Annotated in this window: 22 protein-coding genes; 13 read left to right on the plus strand and 9 right to left on the minus strand. The window is 34.3% G+C overall.

Annotated features, from left to right (window positions below; translation table 11 throughout):
- Positions 1-41: 41 nt before the first annotated feature.
- Positions 42-1,280 (plus strand): MFS transporter, encoded by a 1,239-nt coding sequence (locus C8P67_RS05680; protein ID WP_115811936.1) that lies wholly within the window; start codon positions 42-44, stop codon positions 1,278-1,280.
- Between the two features lie 496 nt (positions 1,281-1,776).
- On the opposite strand, the gene tsf is transcribed toward C8P67_RS05680, so the two are convergent.
- The 4 genes from tsf to rplM form a co-directional block, all read right to left on the minus strand.
- Positions 1,777-2,739, minus strand: a complete 963-nt coding sequence (gene tsf, locus C8P67_RS05685) for a translation elongation factor Ts (protein WP_115811938.1) — start codon at positions 2,737-2,739, stop codon at positions 1,777-1,779.
- Positions 2,740-2,864: 125 nt separating this feature from the next.
- Entirely contained in the window at positions 2,865-3,656 is a 792-nt protein-coding gene (gene rpsB, locus C8P67_RS05690; protein ID WP_115811275.1) for a 30S ribosomal protein S2, read from the minus strand.
- 188 nt (positions 3,657-3,844) lie between these two features.
- Positions 3,845-4,231 carry a 30S ribosomal protein S9 gene (gene rpsI / locus C8P67_RS05695; protein ID WP_115811277.1) on the minus strand — a complete coding sequence of 129 codons (387 nt, stop codon included), beginning with the start codon at positions 4,229-4,231 and terminating at the stop codon, positions 3,845-3,847.
- A complete protein-coding gene (gene rplM / locus C8P67_RS05700) occupies positions 4,231-4,686 on the minus strand; it encodes a 50S ribosomal protein L13 (RefSeq protein WP_115811279.1) in 456 nt (151 codons plus the stop codon). The genes rpsI and rplM overlap by 1 nt, the downstream gene beginning before the upstream one ends.
- Before the next feature lie 349 nt (positions 4,687-5,035).
- On the opposite strand from rplM, the gene C8P67_RS05705 reads away from it, so the two are divergent.
- Entirely contained in the window at positions 5,036-6,061 is a 1,026-nt protein-coding gene (locus C8P67_RS05705; protein WP_115811281.1) for a LacI family DNA-binding transcriptional regulator, read from the plus strand.
- A 36-nt stretch (positions 6,062-6,097) separates the two neighbouring features.
- Here C8P67_RS05705 and C8P67_RS05710 read toward each other — a convergent pair whose 3' ends face one another.
- Positions 6,098-6,826, minus strand: a complete 729-nt coding sequence (locus C8P67_RS05710) for a LytR/AlgR family response regulator transcription factor (protein WP_115811283.1) — start codon at positions 6,824-6,826, stop codon at positions 6,098-6,100.
- Positions 6,813-7,982: a sensor histidine kinase gene (locus C8P67_RS05715; protein ID WP_115811285.1), complete on the minus strand. Its 1,170-nt coding sequence runs from the start codon at positions 7,980-7,982 to the stop codon at positions 6,813-6,815. The genes C8P67_RS05710 and C8P67_RS05715 overlap by 14 nt, the downstream gene beginning before the upstream one ends.
- Positions 7,983-8,085: 103 nt before the next feature.
- Here C8P67_RS05715 and C8P67_RS05720 point away from each other — a divergent pair, with 103 nt between their 5' ends.
- From C8P67_RS05720 to C8P67_RS05740, 5 genes are all read left to right on the plus strand, one after another.
- Positions 8,086-9,933, plus strand: coding sequence for an alpha-amylase family glycosyl hydrolase (locus tag C8P67_RS05720; RefSeq protein WP_115811287.1), 1,848 nt, complete (start codon positions 8,086-8,088; stop codon positions 9,931-9,933).
- A 16-nt stretch (positions 9,934-9,949) separates the two neighbouring features.
- Entirely contained in the window at positions 9,950-12,610 is a 2,661-nt protein-coding gene (locus tag C8P67_RS05725) for a DUF5916 domain-containing protein (protein ID WP_211319890.1), read from the plus strand.
- Between the two features lie 517 nt (positions 12,611-13,127).
- Entirely contained in the window at positions 13,128-13,505 is a 378-nt protein-coding gene (locus C8P67_RS05730) for a hypothetical protein (RefSeq protein WP_147298202.1), read from the plus strand.
- Between the two features lie 199 nt (positions 13,506-13,704).
- The gene (locus C8P67_RS05735) at positions 13,705-13,944 is read left to right on the plus strand and encodes a hypothetical protein (RefSeq protein WP_115811291.1); all 240 of its coding nucleotides are present in this window, start codon (positions 13,705-13,707) and stop codon (positions 13,942-13,944) included.
- Positions 13,944-14,348 carry a type II toxin-antitoxin system VapC family toxin gene (locus C8P67_RS05740; protein WP_115811293.1) on the plus strand — a complete coding sequence of 135 codons (405 nt, stop codon included), beginning with the start codon at positions 13,944-13,946 and terminating at the stop codon, positions 14,346-14,348. The genes C8P67_RS05735 and C8P67_RS05740 overlap by 1 nt, the downstream gene beginning before the upstream one ends.
- 196 nt (positions 14,349-14,544) lie before the next feature.
- On the opposite strand, the gene C8P67_RS05745 is transcribed toward C8P67_RS05740, so the two are convergent.
- Together C8P67_RS05745 and polA are read right to left on the minus strand one after the other, a co-directional pair.
- Entirely contained in the window at positions 14,545-14,949 is a 405-nt protein-coding gene (locus C8P67_RS05745; protein WP_211319891.1) for a hypothetical protein, read from the minus strand.
- A 110-nt stretch (positions 14,950-15,059) separates the two neighbouring features.
- A complete protein-coding gene (polA, locus tag C8P67_RS05750) occupies positions 15,060-17,900 on the minus strand; it encodes a DNA polymerase I (protein ID WP_115811295.1) in 2,841 nt (946 codons plus the stop codon).
- 469 nt (positions 17,901-18,369) lie between these two features.
- Between polA and C8P67_RS05755 the strand changes: the two genes are divergently transcribed.
- The 6 genes from C8P67_RS05755 (at position 18,370) to C8P67_RS05780 (ending at position 22,903) form a co-directional block, all read left to right on the plus strand.
- The gene (locus tag C8P67_RS05755) at positions 18,370-18,558 is read left to right on the plus strand and encodes a hypothetical protein (RefSeq protein WP_115811297.1); all 189 of its coding nucleotides are present in this window, start codon (positions 18,370-18,372) and stop codon (positions 18,556-18,558) included.
- A gap of 150 nt (positions 18,559-18,708) precedes the next feature.
- Positions 18,709-19,383, plus strand: coding sequence for a response regulator transcription factor (locus C8P67_RS05760; protein WP_115811299.1), 675 nt, complete (start codon positions 18,709-18,711; stop codon positions 19,381-19,383).
- Between the two features lie 98 nt (positions 19,384-19,481).
- Entirely contained in the window at positions 19,482-20,816 is a 1,335-nt protein-coding gene (locus tag C8P67_RS05765; RefSeq protein ID WP_245980381.1) for a sensor histidine kinase, read from the plus strand.
- A 107-nt stretch (positions 20,817-20,923) separates the two neighbouring features.
- Complete coding sequence (locus C8P67_RS05770; protein WP_115811301.1) at positions 20,924-21,121, plus strand: hypothetical protein; 198 nt, start codon at positions 20,924-20,926, stop codon at positions 21,119-21,121.
- A gap of 177 nt (positions 21,122-21,298) precedes the next feature.
- Positions 21,299-22,534: a metallophosphoesterase gene (locus tag C8P67_RS05775; protein ID WP_115811303.1), complete on the plus strand. Its 1,236-nt coding sequence runs from the start codon at positions 21,299-21,301 to the stop codon at positions 22,532-22,534.
- A gap of 72 nt (positions 22,535-22,606) precedes the next feature.
- On the plus strand, positions 22,607-22,903 hold the full coding sequence (locus C8P67_RS05780; protein ID WP_115811305.1) for a thioredoxin family protein: 297 nt from the start codon (positions 22,607-22,609) through the stop codon (positions 22,901-22,903).
- Between the two features lie 15 nt (positions 22,904-22,918).
- Here the strand turns inward: C8P67_RS05780 and C8P67_RS05785 are convergent, their stop codons facing one another.
- Positions 22,919-23,557 carry a polysaccharide deacetylase family protein gene (locus C8P67_RS05785; RefSeq protein ID WP_115811307.1) on the minus strand — a complete coding sequence of 213 codons (639 nt, stop codon included), beginning with the start codon at positions 23,555-23,557 and terminating at the stop codon, positions 22,919-22,921.
- Positions 23,558-23,579: the final 22 nt, after the last annotated feature.

Here is a 23,579-nt window from a genome sequence, read left to right on the forward strand (position 1 = left end):
TGCCTCTAACAACAAATTTTTTGCCCCAAAAAAAATTAATTATGATAAAAAAATACTTCGACAATTTTAAAGGTTTTCCGAAAGAGGTTTGGATTTTAACTTTAATTACATTCATTAACAGAGCAGGGACAATGGTTATTCCGTTTCTGTCAAAGTACATGAAAGAAAATTTAGAATTTACTTATAGCCAGATTGGCTGGGTAATGGTTTTCTTTGGAATAGGTTCTATAATAGGAACTTGGTTAAGCGGTAAGCTGTCAGACAAAATTGGCTTTTATAAAGTCATGGTCTTTAGTTTATTTGCAAGTGGTATAGTATTTATTTTACTGCAGTATGCTACTACTTTTGAGGAGCTTTGCGTTGGTATTTTGATTCTTACTACTATTGCGGATATGTTTAGACCTGCAATGCTGGTATGTTTGAAAACATTTACAGAGAAAGAGGATAGAGCTCGTGCCTATTCATTAACTCGTGCAGCTATCAATTTAGGATTTCTTTTTGGTCCTGTATTGGGCGGTCTGATTATTATGCAGATGGGTTATGAATACATTTTTTATGTAGATGGGATAACTTGTATAATGGCAATTATTGTCTTTGTTCTTTTCGTTAAAGAGAAAAAATTACCAATTAAAGTACGCAAAGAAAGTAAGGAAAAAGTTAAAGTTTCAGTGATGAAGGACAGACCATTCATGCTGCATTTGGTTATCTGTTTGATTACAGGTATTCTTTTCTTCCAGATTTTCACTACTTTGCCGTTGTATCACAAAGAGCGTTTTAACATGACAGAATTTGATAGCGGATTGCTATTAAGTTTAAATGGATTGCTTATTTTGCTTTTTGAACTTCCTATAGTGAATTATGTAAGCAGAAATAAAATTAATAATCACAAAGTTATTTCTTTCGGTTTATTGTTAATGGCAACTAGTTTCTTGTTGTTATTGCTTCCTTTTGAGGTAGTTTTGATTCCAATGATGTTCTTTATGACTTGCGGTGTAATGCTGACTTTTCCATTTGCTAATTCATTTGCAATGGACAGATCGCATATGCAGGAAGGGAAATATATGGCAGCTTTTACAATGAGTTATAGTTTTGCACATATTTTAAGTGCTAAAACGGGTATGGAAATTATACAGAATTCAGGGTACGAGTCCAATTGGGTTTTCATGACTTGTTTAGGAGTTGTAGGTACATTGCTTGTTTTTAGACTTTCTAAAATGGTCGAAAAAGAAGAATTGAAAGATCCTGCAATGGTAACTGTAGAGGTTAACGACAGAAAATAGTTAATTCAAATAGTGCTCTTTTGAGTATTTAAATAGTATCAAATTACAATTAAACAACAGCGGTAAGATTTTCTTACTGCTGTTTTTTTATAGGTCAAATTTTCTATTTTGATTATAAAGGAGTTTTGAAAAATTAAAATTGTTCTTTTATTAAAAGTTTGCGCATCATATAAAGTCATTAAGCAGTCTTTTTTGCGGTCAAAAAGAGAAAGAAGTGTTTTGTTGTTGCTTTATGCCTCATCGTGCTGTTTTAATCCTGTCGTTAAGGATAGAAATCTTATGGTAGGGCATTATTGTGGTTTAGCTTTCTTTTTTAGAAATAAAGAAGATTAGTTGAATTAGTGAATTTGAAATAATTGTATGCGTTGCAGGTAACGCTAAGTTTAATCAAAAGGCTTGATTCATAAAAAAAAATCCCATCTTGAAGAGACAAGATGGGATTTTTTATGTAAACCGAAATCTTAATTATAATTTCGTTTGTTTAAATCAATAGGTATTATCCCAAAGAAACTCTTTTGAAACCTGAGATTTCAACATTGAATCCCTTAACATAATCGCCAACTTTTTTACTGTCATCTTTTATGAAGTTTTGGTCTAATAAAGCTTTCTCTTGATCTAAAGTAGTATTGTCAGAGATGAAACGCTGAATTTTTCCTGGAATAATTTTGTCCCAAATTTGTTCTGGTTTACCTTCAGCTTTTAATTCAGCTTTAGCATCTTCTTCAGCTTGTTTCAAAACTTCTTCAGTTAATTGAGAGAAAGAAATGTATTTAGGAACATTTTTTAAAGTTTTTCCTAAACGTTTTGCCTCTTCATTTTCTTTTTCGATTATAGCAATACGAGCAGCAAGTTCAGAAGCAACGAAAGCAGGATCAAAATCTTTGTAAGATAATGTGTCAGCTCCCATAGAAGCAACCTGCATAGAGATGTCTTTGGTTATAACGTCACCATTAGCAATTGGTGCAGAAATTGCTGTTAATGCAGCAATTTTGTTAACGTGAACATATGATCCAACGAATGCGCCTTCTAAAATTTCAAAGCCACCGATTTCGATTTTTTCACCGATAACACCAGTTTGCTCGATTAATTTTTCAGCAACAGTAAGTCCATTGAAGTCTGAAGCTAAGAATTCTTCTTTAGAAGAGAAGTTGATAGCTCTTTCAACTAATTCTTTAGCTAAAGTTACGAAAGCTTCGTTTTTACCTACGAAATCTGTTTCACAGTTTAAAGTGATGATAGCTCCTTTAGTTTTGTCAGCATTGATAAAAGAAACAGCAGCTCCTTCAGAAGACTCACGGTCAGAACGGTTAGCAGCAACTTTTTGTCCTTTTTCTCTAAGGTTTTGTATCGCTTTATCGAAATCTCCATCAGCTTCAACTAAAGCTTTTTTACAGTCCATCATTCCGGCGCCTGTAGTTTGTCTTAATTTATTTACGTCTGCAGCAGTAATTGTTGCCATAATATTTTTTGTTTTAATGTTAAAAGTAAAAATTCCAATCTTCAAATCCCAAATTCCAACGTTATCAGATAGTTAAAAATCTAATTATGGAATTTGGAATTTAAAATTGGAATTTAAAATTTGATTTATTCTTCAGTTGCTGGAGCTGCAGGAGCTTCAACAGCTGCTACTTCAGCTACAGGAGCTTCAGTTTCAGCAACTTCAGTAGCATCTGTTTCTTTGTCAGATGTTCTGTTTGCAAGACCATCAATAATTGAAGCAGTTACTAAAGATAAAATTTTATCAATTGATTTAGAAGCATCATCATTTGCAGGGATAACATAATCTACTTCACGTGGATCAGAGTTAGTATCAACCATTGCAAAAACTGGAATGTTTAATTTTTGAGCTTCTTTTATTGCGATGTGTTCAGCTTTGATATCTACTACGAACAATGCTGCAGGAAGTCTAGACATATCTGCGATTGAACCTAAGTTTTTCTCTAGTTTAGCACGAAGACGATCAACTTGCAAACGCTCTTTTTTAGAAAGAGTCATGAATGTACCATCTTTCTTCATTTTATCGATAGTAGCCATTTTTTTAACAGCTTTACGGATAGTTACGAAGTTAGTCAGCATTCCGCCAGGCCATCTTTCAGTGATATAAGGCATGTTTGCAGCTTTTGCTTTGTCAGCAACGATATCTTTTGCTTGTTTTTTGGTAGCAACGAATAATATTTTTCTACCTGATGCAGCGATTTTTTTCAAAGCTTCATTAGCTTCTTCGATTTTTGCTGCAGTTTTATATAGATTGATAATGTGAATACCATTACGCTCCATATAAATGTAAGGAGCCATATTTGGATCCCATTTTCTAGTCATGTGTCCAAAATGAACACCTGCTTCTAGTAATTCTTTTACTTCTACTTTGTTTGACATTTTTTGTACTAGTTTACGTTCTGTTGAATTAGCAATGGTCCTTATGGCTTTAAGCTTTAAGCTTTAGGCTCTAGGCTTCATTTAGATGCTAAACTAATTTCCCACCTCGATGGGACAACAACAACATTGTTTTAAATTTTTTAATACATTCTAGAATGTCTTGTACGTATTGCACAAGACAGGCAATATTAACGTTTAGAGAATTGGAATCTCTTACGAGCTTTCTTCTGACCGAATTTCTTACGTTCAACCATTCTTGGATCTCTTGTTAACAAACCTTCTGGCTTCAAAATTCCTCTGTTTTCAGCATTTACTTCACACATAACGCGTGCCAATGCCATTCTTACAGCTTCTGCTTGACCATTTGAACCACCTCCGTAAACGTTTACTTTTACGTCAAAGTTACTTGCATTTTCTGTCATAGATAATGGTTGTAAAACTTTGTATTGTAAAGTTGCAGTTGGAAAGTAAGTTGCGAATTCTTTTTTGTTTACAGTGATTACTCCTGTTCCTTCAGAAACATAAACACGTGCAACAGCGGTTTTTCTTCTACCGATTTTGTGAATAACTCCCATTACTTAAGATCGTTTAGGTTAACAGTTCTAGGTTTTTGAGCTCCTTGTTTGTGCTCAGATCCTACAACAACATTTAAATTTCTGAAAAGTTCAGCTCCTAATTTGTTTTTAGGTAACATTCCTTTTACTGCTTTCTCTACTAATAATGCAGGGTTTTTTGCTTGCAATACTTTAGCAGTTAAAGTTCTTTGTCCTCCTGGGTAACCTGTGTGACGAACATATGTTTTTTCGTCTAATTTGTTACCTGTAAGGTTGATTTTTTCTGAGTTGATAACAATTACGTTATCTCCACAGTCTACGTGTGGTGTGTAACTTGGCTTGTACTTACCTCTTAAAATCATAGCGACTTTAGTAGCAAGACGTCCTAAGTTATGACCATCAGCGTCTACAACAATCCATTCTTTTGTAGAATTGGCTTTTGTTGCTGAAATTGTCTTGTAGCTTAATGCGTTCACAATAATATATTTTAATTAAACATTCCATCCCCAATAAAGGGGTTGCAAAAGTACAATTAATTATTTTAAATCCAAATAGCTTAATTGATTATTTTTTTAGTGAGTTTATGCTGATAATCAAATATATATTTATTGAATGGTAAATTCAGTTGCATCGACGTTTCATTCTTTTGCAATAATTTTGATTTTTTTTTTTTTGATGTTGCATTTTTTTTGTACTTTTCCGTTTTATCGAATAAATGCCTGCTTTTTTTTATGTTTTTTAGTAAAAAATTAGGTATGTACTGTTAAATACGGATAATTTTCAATTTTAGGACTATTAATTTAGTTTAAATACCACCCCTCTCCAATGAAAGCAAAAGCAACATTAAAACAAATTGCAAAAGAACTTAATGTTTCGGTATCTACTGTTTCTAAGGCGCTTAATGACAGTCCTGAGATTAGCGAACAAACGAAAGTAAGGATTAAAGAATATGCAAAATTAAAAAATTATAAGCCCAACGTTATTGGTCTGAACCTTAAAAATCGTAAAACTAAAACGATCGGCGTTATTATACCTAATATATTAAATTCATTTTTCGCCAAGGTTTTCAGCGGTATTGAAAAGGTGGCAGATGAAAGGGGTTATAATGTTATTATGTGTATTTCTAATGAGTCGTTAGACAAAGAGGCGCATACAATGGAAATGCTGAGTAACGGAACTATCGACGGTTTCGTTTTGTCTATTTCTGAAGAGGCGCAAAAACTGAATGATTACAGCCATTTTAATTCGATAATAAATGACGGTACGCCTATCGTTATGTTTGACAGAACCACAGACGAAGTAGAATGTGATAAAGTGATTGTTGATGATTTTGATTCGGGTCAGAATGCTACCCAGCACCTGATTGATTTAGGCTGTAGAAACATTGCTTTAATTTCGTCTTCAAATAATTTAAGTGTTGGTAAATTAAGAGCTGAAGGATATTTAAAAGCCCTGCAGTTAAATAATATAGCAATCAATGAAAATATTATTATCCGAACAGAATCAGAATCTGATCATGATTTAGCGGAGAAGATTGAGGAATTGTATTCTAATAATCTTGTTGACGGCGTTTTTGCATTGGAAGAAAATGATTCAGTTGCAGCTTTAAAAGTTGGAGTAAAGAAAGGATATAAAATTCCGAAGGACCTAAAAATTATTGGTTTTGCTGATGGAATTCTTGCTTCCAGACGTTTATCACCTAGTTTAACTACTGTCAGCCAGCATGGAATTGAGATTGGAGAAGAAGCTGTAAGATTGTTAATTGACCGATTAGAATCTAAAGAAGAACACAAACCTTTTGAAACAGTTGTCATCAAAACAAAATTAAAGGAAAGAGAATCCACTACATAATAAAAGAGCCATTCGTATTGAATGGTTTTTTTTATGCTATTTTTTTAGAAATGATTGCAAATGATTAATCGTTGTTGTGCTGTAAAGCCTTCCGATTGGCAGCATTTTATTTTTTATGGTTACAGAACGGCTGTTGAACTGTGTGACTTTTTTCAAAGGAATCAGGAAGGAACGATGAATCCTGAGAAATAATCCTTCGGGCAGTTTCTCGATTATTTCTGTAATAGATTGATGGGTTTTAAAACAATCGCTTTCGGTATGAATGAGCAGATAATTCCCCTGTGCTTCGAAATAATTTATTTCACCCAGATATAATTTGAGTGTTTTTCTTTCACATTTTACAAAAATAAAAGGACGCTCGGCTTCCGCTTGTGTCAGCTGTTCGAATTGCTGATTCGTTTTCTGAATTTTACAGTATTTGTGTATTGCTTTCGAAAACCGTTCGAATGAAATTGGTTTCAATAAATAGTCGATTGCTTCCAATTCGAATCCGTCTACAGCATGCTGTGGATTGGCAGTTGTAAAAATAATTCCGATATCTTCCGGCAATGTTTTTGCAAACTCAATTCCGGATTTTCCAGGTAAATTGATGTCTAAAAAAAGTAAATCAATTTTTTGGGTTTTCAAAAGATGCAGTGCAGTATTTGTGCTCATGAATTTTCCTTTCAAATCCAGAAAATCAAATTTGGCAATATGCATCTCAAGCAAAATTGATGCCGGGAGTTCATCTTCAATTATAATGCAGTTGATTCTAGTGGGTGTCATTTGTTTTTATTTTTAATGAAACAAAAAAAGAATCACCTTCATTTTTTACTGTCAAAATATGCTGATCCGGATAAAGCAGTTCCAGTCTTCTTTTTACATTATTGATTCCGACTCCGCTGTATGGATTCTCCGTGTTTTCATTATTTGAAAAATCAGAAGGCAGACTATTTTCAATTTTTATCACCAGCCATTCTTCTGAAGCGGTAATCGAAATAGTAATCCATGCAGTTTCATTGGCATCATCCAGACAGAATTTGAAACTGTTTTCAATAAAAGGAAGAATCAGGAAAGGTTCGATAAATTGATTTTCTGTAATTCCGTTGGTGCTGAAACTAAGTTCAAGCCGGTTGTCAAACCGTAATTGCTGTAGTGAAATATAATTTTTTAAATATTCTATTTCTTTTTCCAAAGGAATAGATTTCGTATTTATCTCATAAACGGAATACCGCAGGAAATCTGAAATTTTAAGCACAATATCTGCAGAATCATCTGACTTGCTCAGGATTTTAGAGTACAGACTATTTAGCACATTAAATAAAAAGTGCGGGTGAAATTGATTCCGCAGTGAAAATAATTCGGCTTGAAGTTTTTCGGTCAAAATGGATTGAACCCTGTTTTTCTCTTCTGCGAGATAATAAATCAATTTTATGGCTAACGGAATGGTAACAACAAATTGTAGTTTGATTACATTATATAGGTAAGCGGGTGCATAAAACAATGGTTCGGCTTTCCACTCGGTCAGATTGATGGCAATAATAATATAATTATCGATAAGTCGCTGAATAAAGGCGAAGAGCAGAATCAGGAAAAGATAAGTAAAAAGGAACAGCGTCTTTTTCTTTTTGAAGAATAGAAAAGGCATTGCCAATTCAACAATCAGTAAAACGAACAATATTTTGGACGGAGTGCTGTAACATTCATTGGATAAAGCTCTCCAGAAATCGGAAGTTGGTAATCCCTGAATTAAACTGAAAAGCAAAATATATCCCAACCAATAAAATGTATACAATTTTATTTTCTGTGAAGTCCTTTCAGAATATATACTTACATCGCTCATCATGTTTTTTCTAAAATGTAAATCTAAGAGTTTTGTTTTAGAATTTAAATCAATGTGGTTTAGAAAACACGTTTTCATATTCAGATGACATGCGGTCATAATGGTTATTTACAATAGAAAACAGGTCGTTTAAATAAGTGGCTTTCTGATGCCGGAAAAGGAAAATACCTTTCGCCAACTATTTAAATCACAAATAACTATTATGAAAAAAACAATTTTACTGCTGATGCTTGGTTTTTCTTTGGTAACCAATGCAAAGAACACCGAAGTCTATCCGACAAACTGGTGGACAGACATGAAAACCAATGCCATTCAATTGCTTATCCGAACTACTGATGATGTTTTTTTATCTGATAAAGTAACCATCAATTATCCCGGAATAACTGTTGCAAAAACCTATTCTTTTCCAAACCAAAAATACATTGCTGTAGATATTGTCATTGCACCAGAAGCTGTTGCCGGTGATGTAATTATCGAACTGAATCAAAAGGGAGGAAAACAAAAAATAAAATGGCCTCTTTACAACCGAAGATCTGGCAATGGAACACAATACGCGCAGGGCGTAACTTCCAGTGATTTTATTGATTTGATTATGGTAGACCGTTTCAGTAACGGGGATGTGACAAATGACAAAGTAAAAGGAATGAGAGATCAATCTCTTAACCGAAACGAAATGTACGATCGTCATGGCGGGGATCTGCAGGGAGTGATCAATAATCTGGATTATATTCAGGGGCTTGGTGTTACTACATTGTGGTTTACTCCAATCATGGAAAATGATATGGAAAAAAGAACCGAACACGGATATGCTATTACTAATCATTACAAAATTGACAAGCGATATGGTGACGATGCTTTGTATGAAAAATTGAGTAATCAATTACATCAAAGAGGGATGAAACTTATTTTTGATGCGGTTTACAATCATATGGGGTCTTTTCACTTCTTAGAACTGGATCCGCCGGCGAATGACTGGGTACACCGATGGCCGGCTTACACGCAGACAAATTACAGAGAGATTACTTTGTTTGATCCTTACGGAACAAAATCTGATAAAAAAAGAATGAGTGACGGCTGGTTTGATTCTATAATGCCGGACATCAATCAGGACAATCCGTTTATGGCTAATTTTATTATTCAAAACTGCATTTGGCATATCGAGAAGTTTGGAATCGACGGAGTTCGTCTGGATACATACACTTATAATGATTTGGATTTTGCCAATCGCTGTAATAAAGCAATTATGGATGAGTTCCCGAAAATCAGCATTTTTGGAGAAATCATGGTTCATGGCGTGGCCAATCAGGCGTATTTTGAACAAAATAATTTGGATGTCAGTTTCAAAAGCAACCTGCCTTCGGTGGTGGATTTTCAAGCATTGTATTACGGAATTATTCCAGCCTTGACCGAGCCTTTTGGATGGAAAGAAGGAGTGAACAGATTGTATTATACTTTGAGCAGTGATTATTTAAGCAAGAACCCGATGCAAAAAGTACTGTTGCTGGACAATCATGACGAACCTCGTTTCTTTTCATTGGTAGGAGAGAATGTCGAAAAGCAAAAAATGGGTTTCCAATGGTTGCTGACCTGCAGAGGAATTCCGCAATTGTATTATGGATCCGAAGTGCTGGCAAAAGGATTCAAAGCTCCTGATGGTTTGGTTCGTGCCGATTTTCCCGGCGGATGGAATGAAGATACCAAAAATGCATTTACTGGAAAAGGAATGACAGATGACGAAAAATCAACACAGGATTTGGTTCGGAAACTGGCTAATTACAGAAAGAATTCCTCGGCACTAAAAACAGGAAAAATGATGCATTATGTTCCTGTTGACGGATTGTATGTGTATTTCAGATATGATGAAAATCAAACAATAATGTGTGTGATGAATACAAGTGATTCCGAAAAAGAAATTGACTTTCAGAAGTATGACGAAAGAACGGCTGGTTTCGCTTCCGCAAAAAATGTACTGACGGATGAAATCCTGAAAACATCAGACAAAACAACTATCCCAGCAACGAAAATGTGGGTTTTGGAACTGAGTAAATAGTTTAAGATTTCTTGTGATGCAGTTTAATTTACCAGAAATCTGGAAAACGATACATTCTAAAAGGGACGTGCTTTTACTGCTGTTCCTTTTTCAAATTAGTTTTGGACAGCAGGCGCCAAAAGTGGAAAGAAAAATATATACCACCAAAGCATTAGGAACGCAGGCACCGCCAGTTATTGACGGGCTTTTAACTGATGCTGGCTGGGATATTGTAGATTGGACGGGAGATTTTATCGAAAATCTTCCCGATGAAAATACGGCACCTTTGGAACAGACCAAATTTAAGGTGGTGTATGATACCGAGTTTATTTATTTTGGCTTTCGATGTTATGACAGAGATCCAAAAGGAATCGTAAAAAGATTATCAAGACGAGATGGTTTTGAAGGAGACTGGATCGAAATAAACATTAGTAGTCATAACGATAAGCTTACCGCATTTTCTTTTGCAGGGTCTGTTGCCGGAGTAAAAAGTGACGGTTTTATTTCAGATAACGGAAAAACTTGGGAAGGAAACTGGAATCCAATCTGGTACCTGAAAACCAATGTTGATGAGGAAGGCTGGACAGCAGAAATAAAAATTCCGCTGAGCCAGTTAAAATTTAGTGATGCTTCGGAGCAATTCTGGGGATTAGAATCTACCCGAAGATATTTCAGGACAGAGGAGCGTTCGGTCTGGCAGCGTATTCCTCTCGATGCTCCGGGATGGGTAAGCGAGTTTGGCGAATTACATGGTTTGAATGGTTTGTCTCCAAAACGCCAGATAGAAATACAGCCGTTTGTACTTTCCAAATTAGAAACATATCCGCCTGTAGCGGGAAATCCATATAAGGACGGTAATGATTTTAAAATAAATGGCGGACTGGATGCAAAGATTGGCATAACCAATGATTTAACGTTAAATATGACTATCAACCCAGATTTTGGTCAGGTAGAAGCCGATCCTGCTGCAATTGCGCTGGATGGTTTTCAGATTTTTTATGAAGAGCGCCGTCCTTTTTTTGTGGAAAACAAAAATATCTTCGATTATATTTTTGCAGATAATCAGGATAATTTATTTTATTCCCGAAGAATTGGCGGTAATCCGCATGGTATTCCAAATGTTTCTGACCAGGCTTTTGTTGAAACTCCCACTAATTCAACGATTTTGGGAGCGGCAAAATTTAGCGGAAAAACAAAAAGTGGCTGGTCAATTGGAGCACTCGAAAGTGTAACGAAAAATGAATTTGCCAGAATTCTGGAAAACGGCGAAGAAAGAAAAGAATTAGTAGAACCTTACACCAATTATTTAGTGGGCAGAGTTCAGAAAGATTTTAATAATCGCAATAGTTATATAGGTGGTATTTTTACGGCAACAAATCGGAACGTGGATGAAAATAATCTCAATTTTATTCATAAATCGGCATATACATCGGGAATTGATTTTATGCACAATTGGAAGAATAGAAAGTATTATTTTAAAGGAAATGTGGTAATGAGCCAGGTAAATGGCAGTGAAGAAGCAATAATAATTACACAGCGAAGCATGACACATCTGTTTCAAAGAGCTGATGCTGATTATGTTTCTGTAGATCCAATGAGAACTTCGCTGACGGGAACGGGAGGTAAATTCGAAATTGGAAAAGCAAGTGTTGGAAGCTGGCGTTATAATACCTCGTTAATGTGGAAATCTCCTGAGTTAGAGCTAAACGATATTGGGTTTCTGCGTCAGGCTGATGAAATTAAGCAGTCTGCATTTTTATCCTATCAGACTTTAAAGCCATTTGGGCAGTTCAGAAAAATAACCACACAATTGGAGCAGTTTACCAATTTTGATTTTGGAGGGAATTACAATAAAATGCAGTATACTTTGGGCGCAAGCTCCGTTTTAAAAAATAATTGGGAAGCAGCTGTCTCCCTGATTTATAAACCAGTAAATTATTCGAATTCTGTTTTGCAGGGCGGACCGCGATTCCGTTATTCGGAGGAGTTTTTTAAATCAGTCAGTATTACATCCGACAGCAGAAAAAAACTAAAATTCAACACAGCTGTTTATGATTCTCAAGGAAAAGACAATTCATTTTCTTATACAGAGTTTGGTTTGGGAGTTATTTATCAGCCGATTAATGCTTTTACGCTATCATTGAATCCCAGTTTTTCTGTCAATAAAAATAAACTGCAGTACATTACAGAATCCAATTTTAACGGTGACCCGCGATATATTACAGGAAATTTAAATCAAAATACATTGAGTGCTTCTATCCGATTGGATTATAACATCAATCCCAATCTGACAATTCAGTATTACGGACAGCCTTTTATTTCGAAAGGAAAGTATAATCAATTCAATAGGGTGACTAATCCATTGGCAGATTATTATGGTGACAGGGTTAGTTTGTTTAATGAAAATCAGATTAGTTTTGATGAAGCTCATAATAGATACCAAATAGATGAAGACAGCAATGGTGAGGCAGATTATACGATTCACAATCCTAATTTTTCTGCCACTCAATTTCAGTCTAACTTAGTAATGCGCTGGGAATATATTCCAGGTTCCGAGCTGTATTTGGTTTGGTCACAAGCAATAAAATCTAACAGTATTAGTGATGAAAATTTATTTAACGAATTGAACTCGCAGCTTCTTGGTAGTAAGCCCGCCAATATTTTTTTGATAAAAATGACGTATCGATTTATGCTTTAGAAATTTCTAAATGGTATTATTTAGCTGCTACTTTGATGTCGAAATTTGACAAGAGGCTATTGCGCAACAATTTTATAAACAGGTTTACTATGCAATTAGATTTGATTCTGTCGAAAAATTCATCGAAAGATCAAAAAAGTCCATTCGAAAAAGGTGAGAGGTTGTTCGAAGTTTATAATTGAGAATCAGAAGTATGTAATCTGCGTTCCGAAGATTGTGTGATGTATTCCGAAGCATGTTTGACAGAGTCCGAAGACCTTTTGATGCAGTTCGAAGCTCGTTTGATGGCACTATTTTTTCTACGAATGCCCAATTTTACTAGGCGGAGCGTAAAAAGAGCATAAATCAACAAAAATTACTTTTACAGGTTTGTAATTTTAAATTTCTATATTTGAGAGAAGAATAAAACGAGGCAAACTTTCGTTGATTTACCCGATTTTGGAGGTATTTACGAAGGTTGTTTCGTGTATGAACTAGTTGGCAGTAATCGCAAAAAAATAGTAGAATTCAGAAACTTATGAAGAAACCATATTTGTATTTTATCTTTCAATTTTTGATATTATCTACAAGTTTTGCTCAACAGAAATTGTATGATGAAAAGAAAATAACAAAAGAAACTGAGTTGAATTTAGCAATCTCAAATTATAGAGGAATTGAAAATAAATCTATTATCTATTTTTTAGAAAACGACAACCAAACTTTGTCTGCTTATGAAAGTGGAAAACTAAAATGGAAAACAAATGTTATTAAAGTTTGCGGAAAGCCGAAAGTTGGAGAAGCAAAAATCCGTTATATTAAACTTAATGGAAAAGTTCTTAATGTTACTTTTGGAAAACATTCTTGGGCTGAAGTTGATGTGAAAAGTGGAATAACGAAATTTATTGGTTCTGATTAAAAGCGACTACTGCTAACAGCCACTACAACGGATTTGGGCATTTGGTTTAATGGAAAAATGGTCTTGTATTTGGATGATTTGGCAAATCCGAAGAATGGGCTTAATTTAGTCCTAAACTACTATGGTAGTGCGAGAACACTGGTAAAAATATTTGACCAAAATCGGAAAAAAGTATATCTTTGAATAAAACAGCACAAAAATGACTTTTACTGACAAAAATATAATAGAAAATTACTTCGGATTATTCGAGAGCCTAAACTCAATGAGCAAGCTTGAACTAATTGAAAAGTTGACAAAATCATTAAAAGCAGAAACCAAAAGTAAAGAGACTAACTTTTATAAATCTTTTGGAGCATTTTCAAGTGAAAAAACTTCTGATGAAATAAATACTGAAATCAAATCAAGTAGAAAATTTAGAACAAAAGATATTAAATTCTAATGAAATATTTACTAGATACTAATATCTGTGTACATTTTCTTCGTGGAAAATTTGAAGTTGACAAAATATTCAAATCAAAAGGTTTAGAAAACTGTTATATTTCAGAAATAACTGTTTTAGAATTAAGATTTGGTGCAGAAAATAGTGCTGATAAAATAAAATCACATAAAGCTGTAGATATATTTTTAAAAGGAATTGTAATAATTCCAATCTACGGTTCAATAAAAAAATATGCTGAAGAAAAAGTTCGTCTAAATAAACTAGGTAAACCTCAAAATGACGAATTTGATTTATTAATCGGTGTAACTGCAATAGAAAACAAATTAATTCTTGTAACCGAAAACACCAAAGACTTCGAAAGATTAAAAGGTATTGAAATTGAGAATTGGATTGTACGTAAATAATACTTCTGCCGACAGTTGTTACACGAGATTGGGGTTATTTGCCAAATTCGAATAATGGGTTTAATTTAGTCGAAAACCCGCTAAAACATTCACAAAAAAAACTTAGGCTTCAAAATTAATAATCTCATATACTGTGCAAATAAAAAAAGCAGGAATCGATACGGTTATTTACGTAACGACTTCTGCTCTTTTTTTATTAAAAATAAAGTACTAGGAGTTTGCAGTCAATTCCTTTAAAACATAGACGAAAAAAAATAATACAAAGAACAGTTCTGAATGTTTTCTGCTGTTTCGCTTTAAGGATGTATCCATCTTTTTTTAATTCCCAAGTAAATAAAAGTTCAAATAGAGTGCTTTTTGGTTTTAAAATGAAATCTGAAATTTGATAACTTTTATTCGCTTTTTTTAAAATTTCCAATTCTACTTGTTTTTTTTCAGTCCTTTGTGCTTCTTCAATTTGGGAAGTGTCAACTTTTCTGTTATGGAGTTCATCAAGAGCTAATTTTAACGCTCTTGGATTCCATTTTTTTGGAGCTCCTGCTATTTCTAACAATTCTTTAGTTGTTCTACTGTTAATTGGAGGGTTGAAATCATCAGTCATTCTTATTTTTTAAATAAAGTTGCATAATATTCTAATTTGTTAATCGGTCTTTATATACTTGCAAAATAGTAATTACTGAATACTAAAATCTGTAACCTGCCAACTTAAAATCAATGCGCTTCCAGCCAATTTCTTCCCATTCCAATTTCAACATCCAATGGTACATCCATTTTGAAGGCGTTTTCCATTTCGTGTTTAATCATCGGCTGGATTTTTTCGAGTTCATCGTTGTGAACATCGAACACAAGCTCATCATGTACCTGCAGTAACATTTTTGATTTCCAGTTTTCGGAAACTAGTTTTTTATGAATATTAATCATCGCAATTTTGATAATATCGGCGGCAGAACCCTGAATTGGTGCGTTTACAGCATTTCGTTCGGCACCGCTTTTTACCATCATATTGGCAGAATTTATGTCTTTCAAATAACGTCTTCTTCCTAAAACCGTCTGTACATATCCATTTTCTCTTGCAAAATCTACCTGATTAGACATGTACGATTTCAGTTTTGGATAAGTCGCATAATAGGCATCAATTAGCTCCGCGCTTTCTTTTCGCGAAAGCGAAGTCTGATTTGACAATCCAAAGGCAGAAACGCCATAGATAATTCCGAAGTTTACAGTTTTGGCATTGCTACGCTGTTCTTTGGTCACTTCTTCTAAAGCAACGTTGAATACTTTTGCAGCAGTACTTCTGTGAATGTCTTCGTTATTTTGAAAAGCTTTAATCATATTTTCCTCGCCGGATAAAGCGGCAATGATACGCAATTCTATCTGAGAGTAATCCGCAGAAACCAAAGTGTAATTTTCATCTCGGGCAATAAATGCTTTTCGGATTAATCGTCCTCTTTCGGTACGGACCGGAATATTCTGCAGATTTGGATTATTAGAACTCAAACGGCCTGTTGCGGCAACAGTCTGCATATAATCGGTGTGAACGCGTCCTGTTTTGGAGTCAACCTGATTCGGCAACGCATCAATATAAGTACTTTGCAGTTTTACCATCTGACGCCACTCCAGAATATCACGGACAATTTCGTTGTCATTGGCTAAATACGACAAAACTTCTTCGCCGGTAGCATATTGACCGGTTTTGGTTTTCTTTTGTTTTGCTCCGCCGATTTTTAATTTGTCAAATAAAATATCGCCGAGCTGTTTTGGTGAAGCCAGATTGAATTTCTCGCCAGCAGTTTCATATATTTTTTGTTCCAATGCATTGCTTTCGGCAGCCATGTCAATTGACATCGACTTTAAGAAAGGAACGTCAAGGTTAATTCCTTCCAATTCCATTGCAGCCAAAACAGGGATTAACGGAATTTCGATTTCGTCAAATAGTTTTTTGGTTTCGGCTTTGTCTAGAATCGGACTGAAATTCTGTTTTAACTGATAGGTAATATCAGCATCTTCGGCGGCGTATTCTTTGATATCTTCCAATGGTACGTCGCGCATTGTTTTTTGCCCTTTTCCTTTTTTACCGATTAAATCTTCAATTGATTTTGGTGAATATTTCAAATAGGTTTCTGATAAAACATCCATATTGTGGCGCATATCGGGATTGATCAGATAATGCGCAATCATCGTGTCGAATAGTTTTCCTTTTATCTGAACGCCATAATTTGAGAGAATCTTTAAGTCGTATTTTACGTTTTGACCAATTTTTTCGATGTCTTCATTTTCGAAAAAAGGCTTGAATTTGTCAACCAAAGTCTGAGCTTCTTCTCTGCTTTCTGGAAACGGAACATAAAATGCTTTTCCTTTTTCGAAAGAAAATGACATTCCAACCAGTTCGGCGTTTAAGGCATCAATCCCTGTAGTTTCGGTATCAAAACAAACGGAAGTCTGCTGAAGTAAATTTTGCAAAAGCAATTTTACGGCAAAATCACCTTGTATGATTTGGTAAAAATGTTCAGTATTTTCAAGAGTTGCGTAGAACGAACTGTGTTGTGCTTCGCCAGTTTCTTCTTCAGAAAATCCAAATAAATCGAATTGTTCTTCGTTGGATTTTTTTGCTGGTGCTTTTTTGGCAGTTGCAGTTTCTGGGCTTGTTGTAGTTTCTTCTTCAGCAGATGGATTGTACAATTTGTCAAACTGTGCTTTCATCTGGCGAAATTCCAGTTCCTGAAACAGCGCATCGGTTTTTTCAACATCGGGTTTGGATAATTCATACTCTGTCTCGTTGAAAGTTACGGGACAGTCGAGTAGGATAGTTGCTAGTTTTTTAGACAATAATCCCAACTCAGCATTGGCTTCGATTTTTTCTTTTATAGCGCCTTTCAGTTGATGCGTGTTGGCCAAAAGATTTTCCATTGAGCCATATTCTTTTAAGAATTTTTTGGCTGTTTTTTCTCCAACTCCTGGTAATCCTGGAATGTTATCGGCGGCGTCGCCCATCATTCCTAGAAAATCGATTACTTGCTCAGGACGCTCTATTTCAAATTTTTCTAAAACTTCGGGAACTCCCCAGATTTCGATTCCGTTACCCATTCGCGCGGGTTTGTACATGAAGATGTTTTCGGAAACTAATTGTGCAAAATCCTTATCGGGTGTTACCATGAAAACCTGATAATTTTGTTTTTCGGCTTGTTTGGCGATGGTTCCAATTAGGTCGTCAGCTTCAAAACCAGCGACTTCTATAATTGGGATATGCATTGCTTTTAATAATTCACATATATATGGAACAGCTATTTTTATTGCTTCGGGAGTTTCGTCACGGTGTGCTTTGTATTCCTGATACATTTCGTAGCGGTAAGTACTTCCGCCTTTGTCAAAAGCTACGGCTAAATGATCTGGTTTTTCACGTTTGATTACATCCATCAGGGCATTCATAAACCCCATAATAGCCGAAGTATCCATTCCTTTTGAATTGATTCTTGGGTTTTTGATAAAGGCGAAATAACCACGAAATATTAGAGCGTAAGCATCGAGAAGGTAAAGACGTTTTTGAGTTGACATATTGAAAAAATTAGTCCGTAAAAGTAGGGAATTGAGTTTTAAAAATGAATTTGTTGTTTAAATTTATAATTGGTATTCTAGAAGTTTTAGCGCAGTTTTGTCATCTCGACGAAGGAGAGATCATATAACGTAAGCAACTAGTGTGATTCCTCGTTCCTCGGAATGACAAACTGTGCGGAGAATTCATTGTCGATATAGCAGATTTTATGAAAACGAAATGTTGTCTTTTAGCCCCGATAGAAACGAAAATCCTTGTAGGCCGGTGTTCGGCCTGCAAGATTGTAGTGGATAGCGGGAGGGAACTTGTAATAAATCACAAATGTTCTGCTCCAAAAAATAATTAAGGAAAACGAAATCAGTTAAGGGAAAGTTAAACTTTTTGGGAAAGATCAATCTTCATTTCTTCTTCATTTTAGGGTTATACATTTGACCTATAAATAAACAGTTAATAATTTAAATTTTAGAAATCATGAGAAATTTATTGATGTTATTAGTAGCAGTTTTAGGAACAAGTGCAATGGTTCAGGCATTCCCTGCGAAAGATGTAAAAGCAACTTCGACAAAAGAGATTACCACCAAAAAACACAAACACAACAAAGCTAAAAAAGAGCAAAAAATGGCAACACCCGAAGCCTCAAGTGCTAGTGCAAAAAAATAATTGATGTTTTTGTTTTGCGTGCATTTGAGGATGGGAGTAAAAGAAAAGGGTTGATTATTTTATCAAAGTCAGTAGAGCGATTTACTGGCTTTTTTGTATTTTAGATACGTCAAATTTTAAAAAGTATATGATTTTTAATCGTAATCAGTTATGAAAATTTTAATTGTTGAAGATAATCCCGAATTGGCTGTAGAGGTGAAAGAGTATCTTTCGGGAAGTGGTTATATCTGTAAAGTTTCTAAGAACTGTGAAGAGGCTTTGGAGGAAATAAATAGCAACGATTATGATATTATGCTTTTGGATTTAGGCTTGCCAGACGGAAGTGGTTTTGATGTTTTGAAAGAGATTCGGAAAACAAAATCTAAAGTTGCAGTAATCATCATTACTGCCCAAGGAGAACTGGAAGACCGCATAAACGGCTTACAGCTTGGCGCTGATGATTATTTGACAAAGCCGTTTGCTTTGACAGAATTGGGTGCGCGGTTGTTTGCGATTATCCGAAGAATGCATGGCTACACGGTCAATCAGTTGGATGTTCATGGATTTAGTCTGAAACTGCAGGATTATAAAGTGAGTTATGCCGAGATTCCAATTAATCTCACCAAAAAGGAGTTTGATATTTTTCAGTATTTGGTTTTGAATAAAAATCGGGTCATAACGCGTCTACAATTGACTGAACATATTTGGGGAGATATTCTGGAGGTGAATTCGGATTCGAATTTTATTGATGTTCATGTGCGGAATCTTAGAAAGAAACTGGATAAACATTCCAAAATTGAATGGTTTGAAACGGTTAGGAATGTTGGTTATAGGATCAATGTTTAAGCAAAAAACAAAAATCAAAAGGCAAAAATCAAATTCAAAAGCAAATAATAAAAGTCTAATAGAAGTAATTTTTTTAAAACAACAAACATTCTTTAAACATGAAAATCAAACATCAGCTGGCTATTTTTAATGCATTATCGCGTTTACTGCTGATATTGGTTTTGTGGTTGATGCTTCCTGTTTTGGTCGAAAAAGTGGTTTACAATCACATCAATAAAAGTCTGCTGGAGAAAAAGCAGAAATTCATTGACCATTTGGACAAGGAGGAAATAAATGATTTTATTGTTCGGAATGATACTTCGGAGACGTATGCGAGTTTTTCGACTTTGCACAGTGAGTTTCTTTTGCTTTCCAGAATGCCTTCTGCTATTAAAATTAATCAGACGCTTTTTGTTACTGAGCCAAGAATTATTGAAGAAGAAAGTAATGATTATAGAATTCTTCAGTATTATTTTAAATATGAAAACGAAAATTATCTCTTGGAAATAGGGAATAATTTGAGTGAAATTAATGATCTAACCTTTGTGATTAGGCTTTTCTTTATTATTGTTTTAATCATAATTGTTGTGATTACTTTTGTAGCTGATACTTTTTATATCGAATATTTATTAAAGCCATTTTATAAAATCATTGACACTAAAATTCGGCATGTCAATGAACCCGAGGCTTTTGATCACACGCCGATAAAAACACATTCGACAGATTTTCAGGAATTGGATACGGTTTTAAATCAAATGATGGACAGGATTACTGAATTGTTTAAAAAAGAAAAACAGTTCATTGCCAATGTTTCCCATGAACTGCTGACGCCGATTGCGTTGTTAAAAAATAAATTTGAGAACCTGTTGCAAAATGAATCTTTGGATGATGGAGCCGTGGACAAAATTGTGAGTTCATTAAGTACATTGGATTTGTTGAAAAAGATAATTGCTAATTTACTGCTGATTTCAAAAATTGAAAACAATCAGTATGAAGCGAATGAAGAGATTGATTTTGATGCAATCATTACCGATTTGGTAAGTGATTTGCAGGACCGAATTGATGATAAAGAATTGTCTTTTGATAAAAAAATACAGCATCATTTTAATTTTAAAGGAAATAGAACACTGATACACATTCTTTTTTATAATCTGATTGTGAATGCCATTAAATACAATAAACCATTGGGTACAATTGAAATAACTGATGGGTTTTTGGATGGGAAATATTTTATTTCAGTTTCTGATTCTGGAATTGGAATGAATGAAAAACAACAGCAGAATGTTTTTAAACGATTTACTAGAGTGAGTACAGATCAGGAAGGGCAGGGTTTAGGGCTTGCCATTGTTGAAAGTATTGCTTTGTTTCATCATATTGTGATTGAAATTTCATCTGAAATAAATGTTGGTACCACTTTTCTTTTATTGTTTGCAAAAGAGCCAAAATCTAATTAAATGTTAATTTTTTCAGACAGGTCAAAACTTCATCTAATCTTCATTTGGCATACGTAGTTTTGACCTATAAATAATAAACGAATTAACAATTTTAAAAATTTAGAATCATGAAAAAATTATTGATGGTATTGGCAGTAGCTTTAGGAACAACAGTTATGGTAAGTGCACAAACTGCGCCAGCTCAAACTGCTCCAGCTAAAGAAACAAAAGCGGTTAAAAAAGAAGCTAAAAAAGAAACCAAAAAAGCACACAAAGCTGAGGCTGGTAAAACTGCGGCTGCAGAAACTTCAACAGCAAAAAAATAATTGTTTTTTCAGTCAGTGGTTTATTAGATCATTGACTAAAAAAGCATTAAAAGTTGGTTTTAATAGATGGAAAGGGGAGATAAAGAAATTTACTCCCTTTTTTTGCGTTAAAATTATGATAATATAAAACCTTAACGTTTTCATTAGTTGTTACTTTGTGTAAAATTTTTTAAAATAATGATTCTACGTTTATTTTTTTTCGGGGCTGTTCTTTTTATTATTGAGCTTTATGCATTCCAGGCACTCAAAACTTTGATTAAGATGCGATGGATGCTGATTTCTTATCAAGTAATAAGCTTTCTTCTTTTTATATTTATTATTTATTCTTTTACACAATTTGACCGTTCAGTTGGGCAGACCAAGCAGACTATGTTTACGATGGGACTGCTGCTTATAGTTTATGTTCCAAAAATTGTAGTGACAATAGTTTTATTAGGAGAGGATGTTTTCCGCTTAATTTCAGGATCAATTTGTTATTTTATTGATAATGATGCTAAGTCAACTTTTTTGCCTTCCAGGAGAAAATTTGTTAGTCAGATTGGTTTAGGACTTGCCGCTGTTCCTTTCATGTCATTGATTTATGGAATTTTTGAAGGAAAATATAATTTTAAAGTAATCAAACAAGCAATATATTTTCCTGATTTGCCAGCTGCTTTTGATGGATTTACAATAACTCAAATTTCTGATGTACATAGTGGCAGTTTTGATAATCCCGAAAAAATCAGTCATGCTATTGATTTGGTCAATGAACAAAATTCGGATCTGATTTTATTTACAGGTGATATTGTGAATACTCACGCCAAAGAAATGCATCCTTGGATTGAAACTTTTAATAAAATCAAGAAACATGAATATGGAAAATATTCTGTTTTAGGGAACCATGATTATGGTGAATATGTGACTTGGCCTTCGCAAAAAGCAAAAGATGAAAACTTTGAAGGAATCAAAAAATTGTATGGAGATATTGGTTTTCAGCTGTTATTGAACGAACATACTTTTATTGAAAAAGATGGTCAAAAAATTGCATTGGTAGGAGTAGAAAACTGGGGTAAAAATTTCAAGCAGGCAGGTGATTTAAAGAAAGCTTCGCAGTATTTAACCAAAGAGGATTTTAAAATTTTAATGAGTCATGATCCTAGCCACTGGAACGAAGTAGTGCAGCATGATAGCAAACACTACCACTTGACACTTTCTGGTCATACTCACGGAATGCAGTTTGGTATCGAGATTCCTGGTTTTTTTAAGTGGAGTCTGGCGCAATATGTTTATAAGCAGTGGGCTGGTTTATATGAGAATCTGGGCAGATATGTATATGTAAACAGAGGGTTTGGATTCCACGCTTATCCTGGAAGGGTGGGTATTATGCCCGAGATTACAGTAATTCGACTATTAAAGGGAGAAAAATTAGCATAATTGGTTTAAAATGCTAAATTTGTAAATGAATATCTCTTTTTGAAACTAATAAAAATTTAATATTTTGGTTTTATGTCAAAATTTGGAGAACTTATAAATGCACAAGTTCCTGTGTTAATAGATTTTTACACAGATTGGAACGAACCATCATTATCAATGCATCCTGTTATAAAAGATGTAGCGGCGGCGCTTGGAGATAAAGTGAAAGTTATTATGATCGATGTAGATAAAAATAAAGAATTAGCTGATGCTCTCCGTATAAAAGGACTGCCTACCTTAATGATTTATAAAGACGGCATGATGATTTGGAGACAATCAGGAGAGCTTGATGCAAATACCTTAATAGGAATTGTGCAAGAGCAGTTATAAAGGATTCCTTATCTTTTATTCGATTGTATCAAATGTAAAGCCTCTTTCTTTTAGAATTTGTAATGACTGAGGGAGTGCATATTTCAGATTTTTATATGCTTTTACACTGTCATGAAAAATGATTATACTTCCAGGAACTACATTTTGAAGTACATTTTCTAGACATTTCTCAGGTGTTATGGTTTGATCAAAATCGGCACTGAGAACATCCCACATGATTATTTTATAGCCTAATTTACGCAATTTTTTGGATTGTGATGTTTTTGTTTTTCCGTATGGCGGACGAAATAACTTATTGCCAGTTAGGTTCAGATTGTTTATCTCCGCTTGACATAGCGAGGTGTTTTTTAAATAATCTTCTGAATTTGTTTTCCATCCATTTAGATGATTAAAGGTGTGATTTCCTACCACATGTCCCTCACTGATTATTTTCTTGAATAGATCGGGATTGTTTTTAATGTTTTTTCCAATACAGAAAAAAGTTGCCTTTGCCTGATATTTTTTTAATTCTTCCAAAACCCATTCTGTTATATCAGGAGTCGGGCCATCATCAAAAGTGAGATAGATTTTATTCTCTACGTTAGGAATGTCCCAAGTGAAATTGGAGAATATTTTTTTTATAAAAGTATTTGTCTTTATCCAATAGAATTTCATAATTCAATAGTACAATTAAATT

Source organism: Flavobacterium aquicola (assembly GCF_003385115.1).
GTDB lineage: Bacteria > Bacteroidota > Bacteroidia > Flavobacteriales > Flavobacteriaceae > Flavobacterium > Flavobacterium aquicola.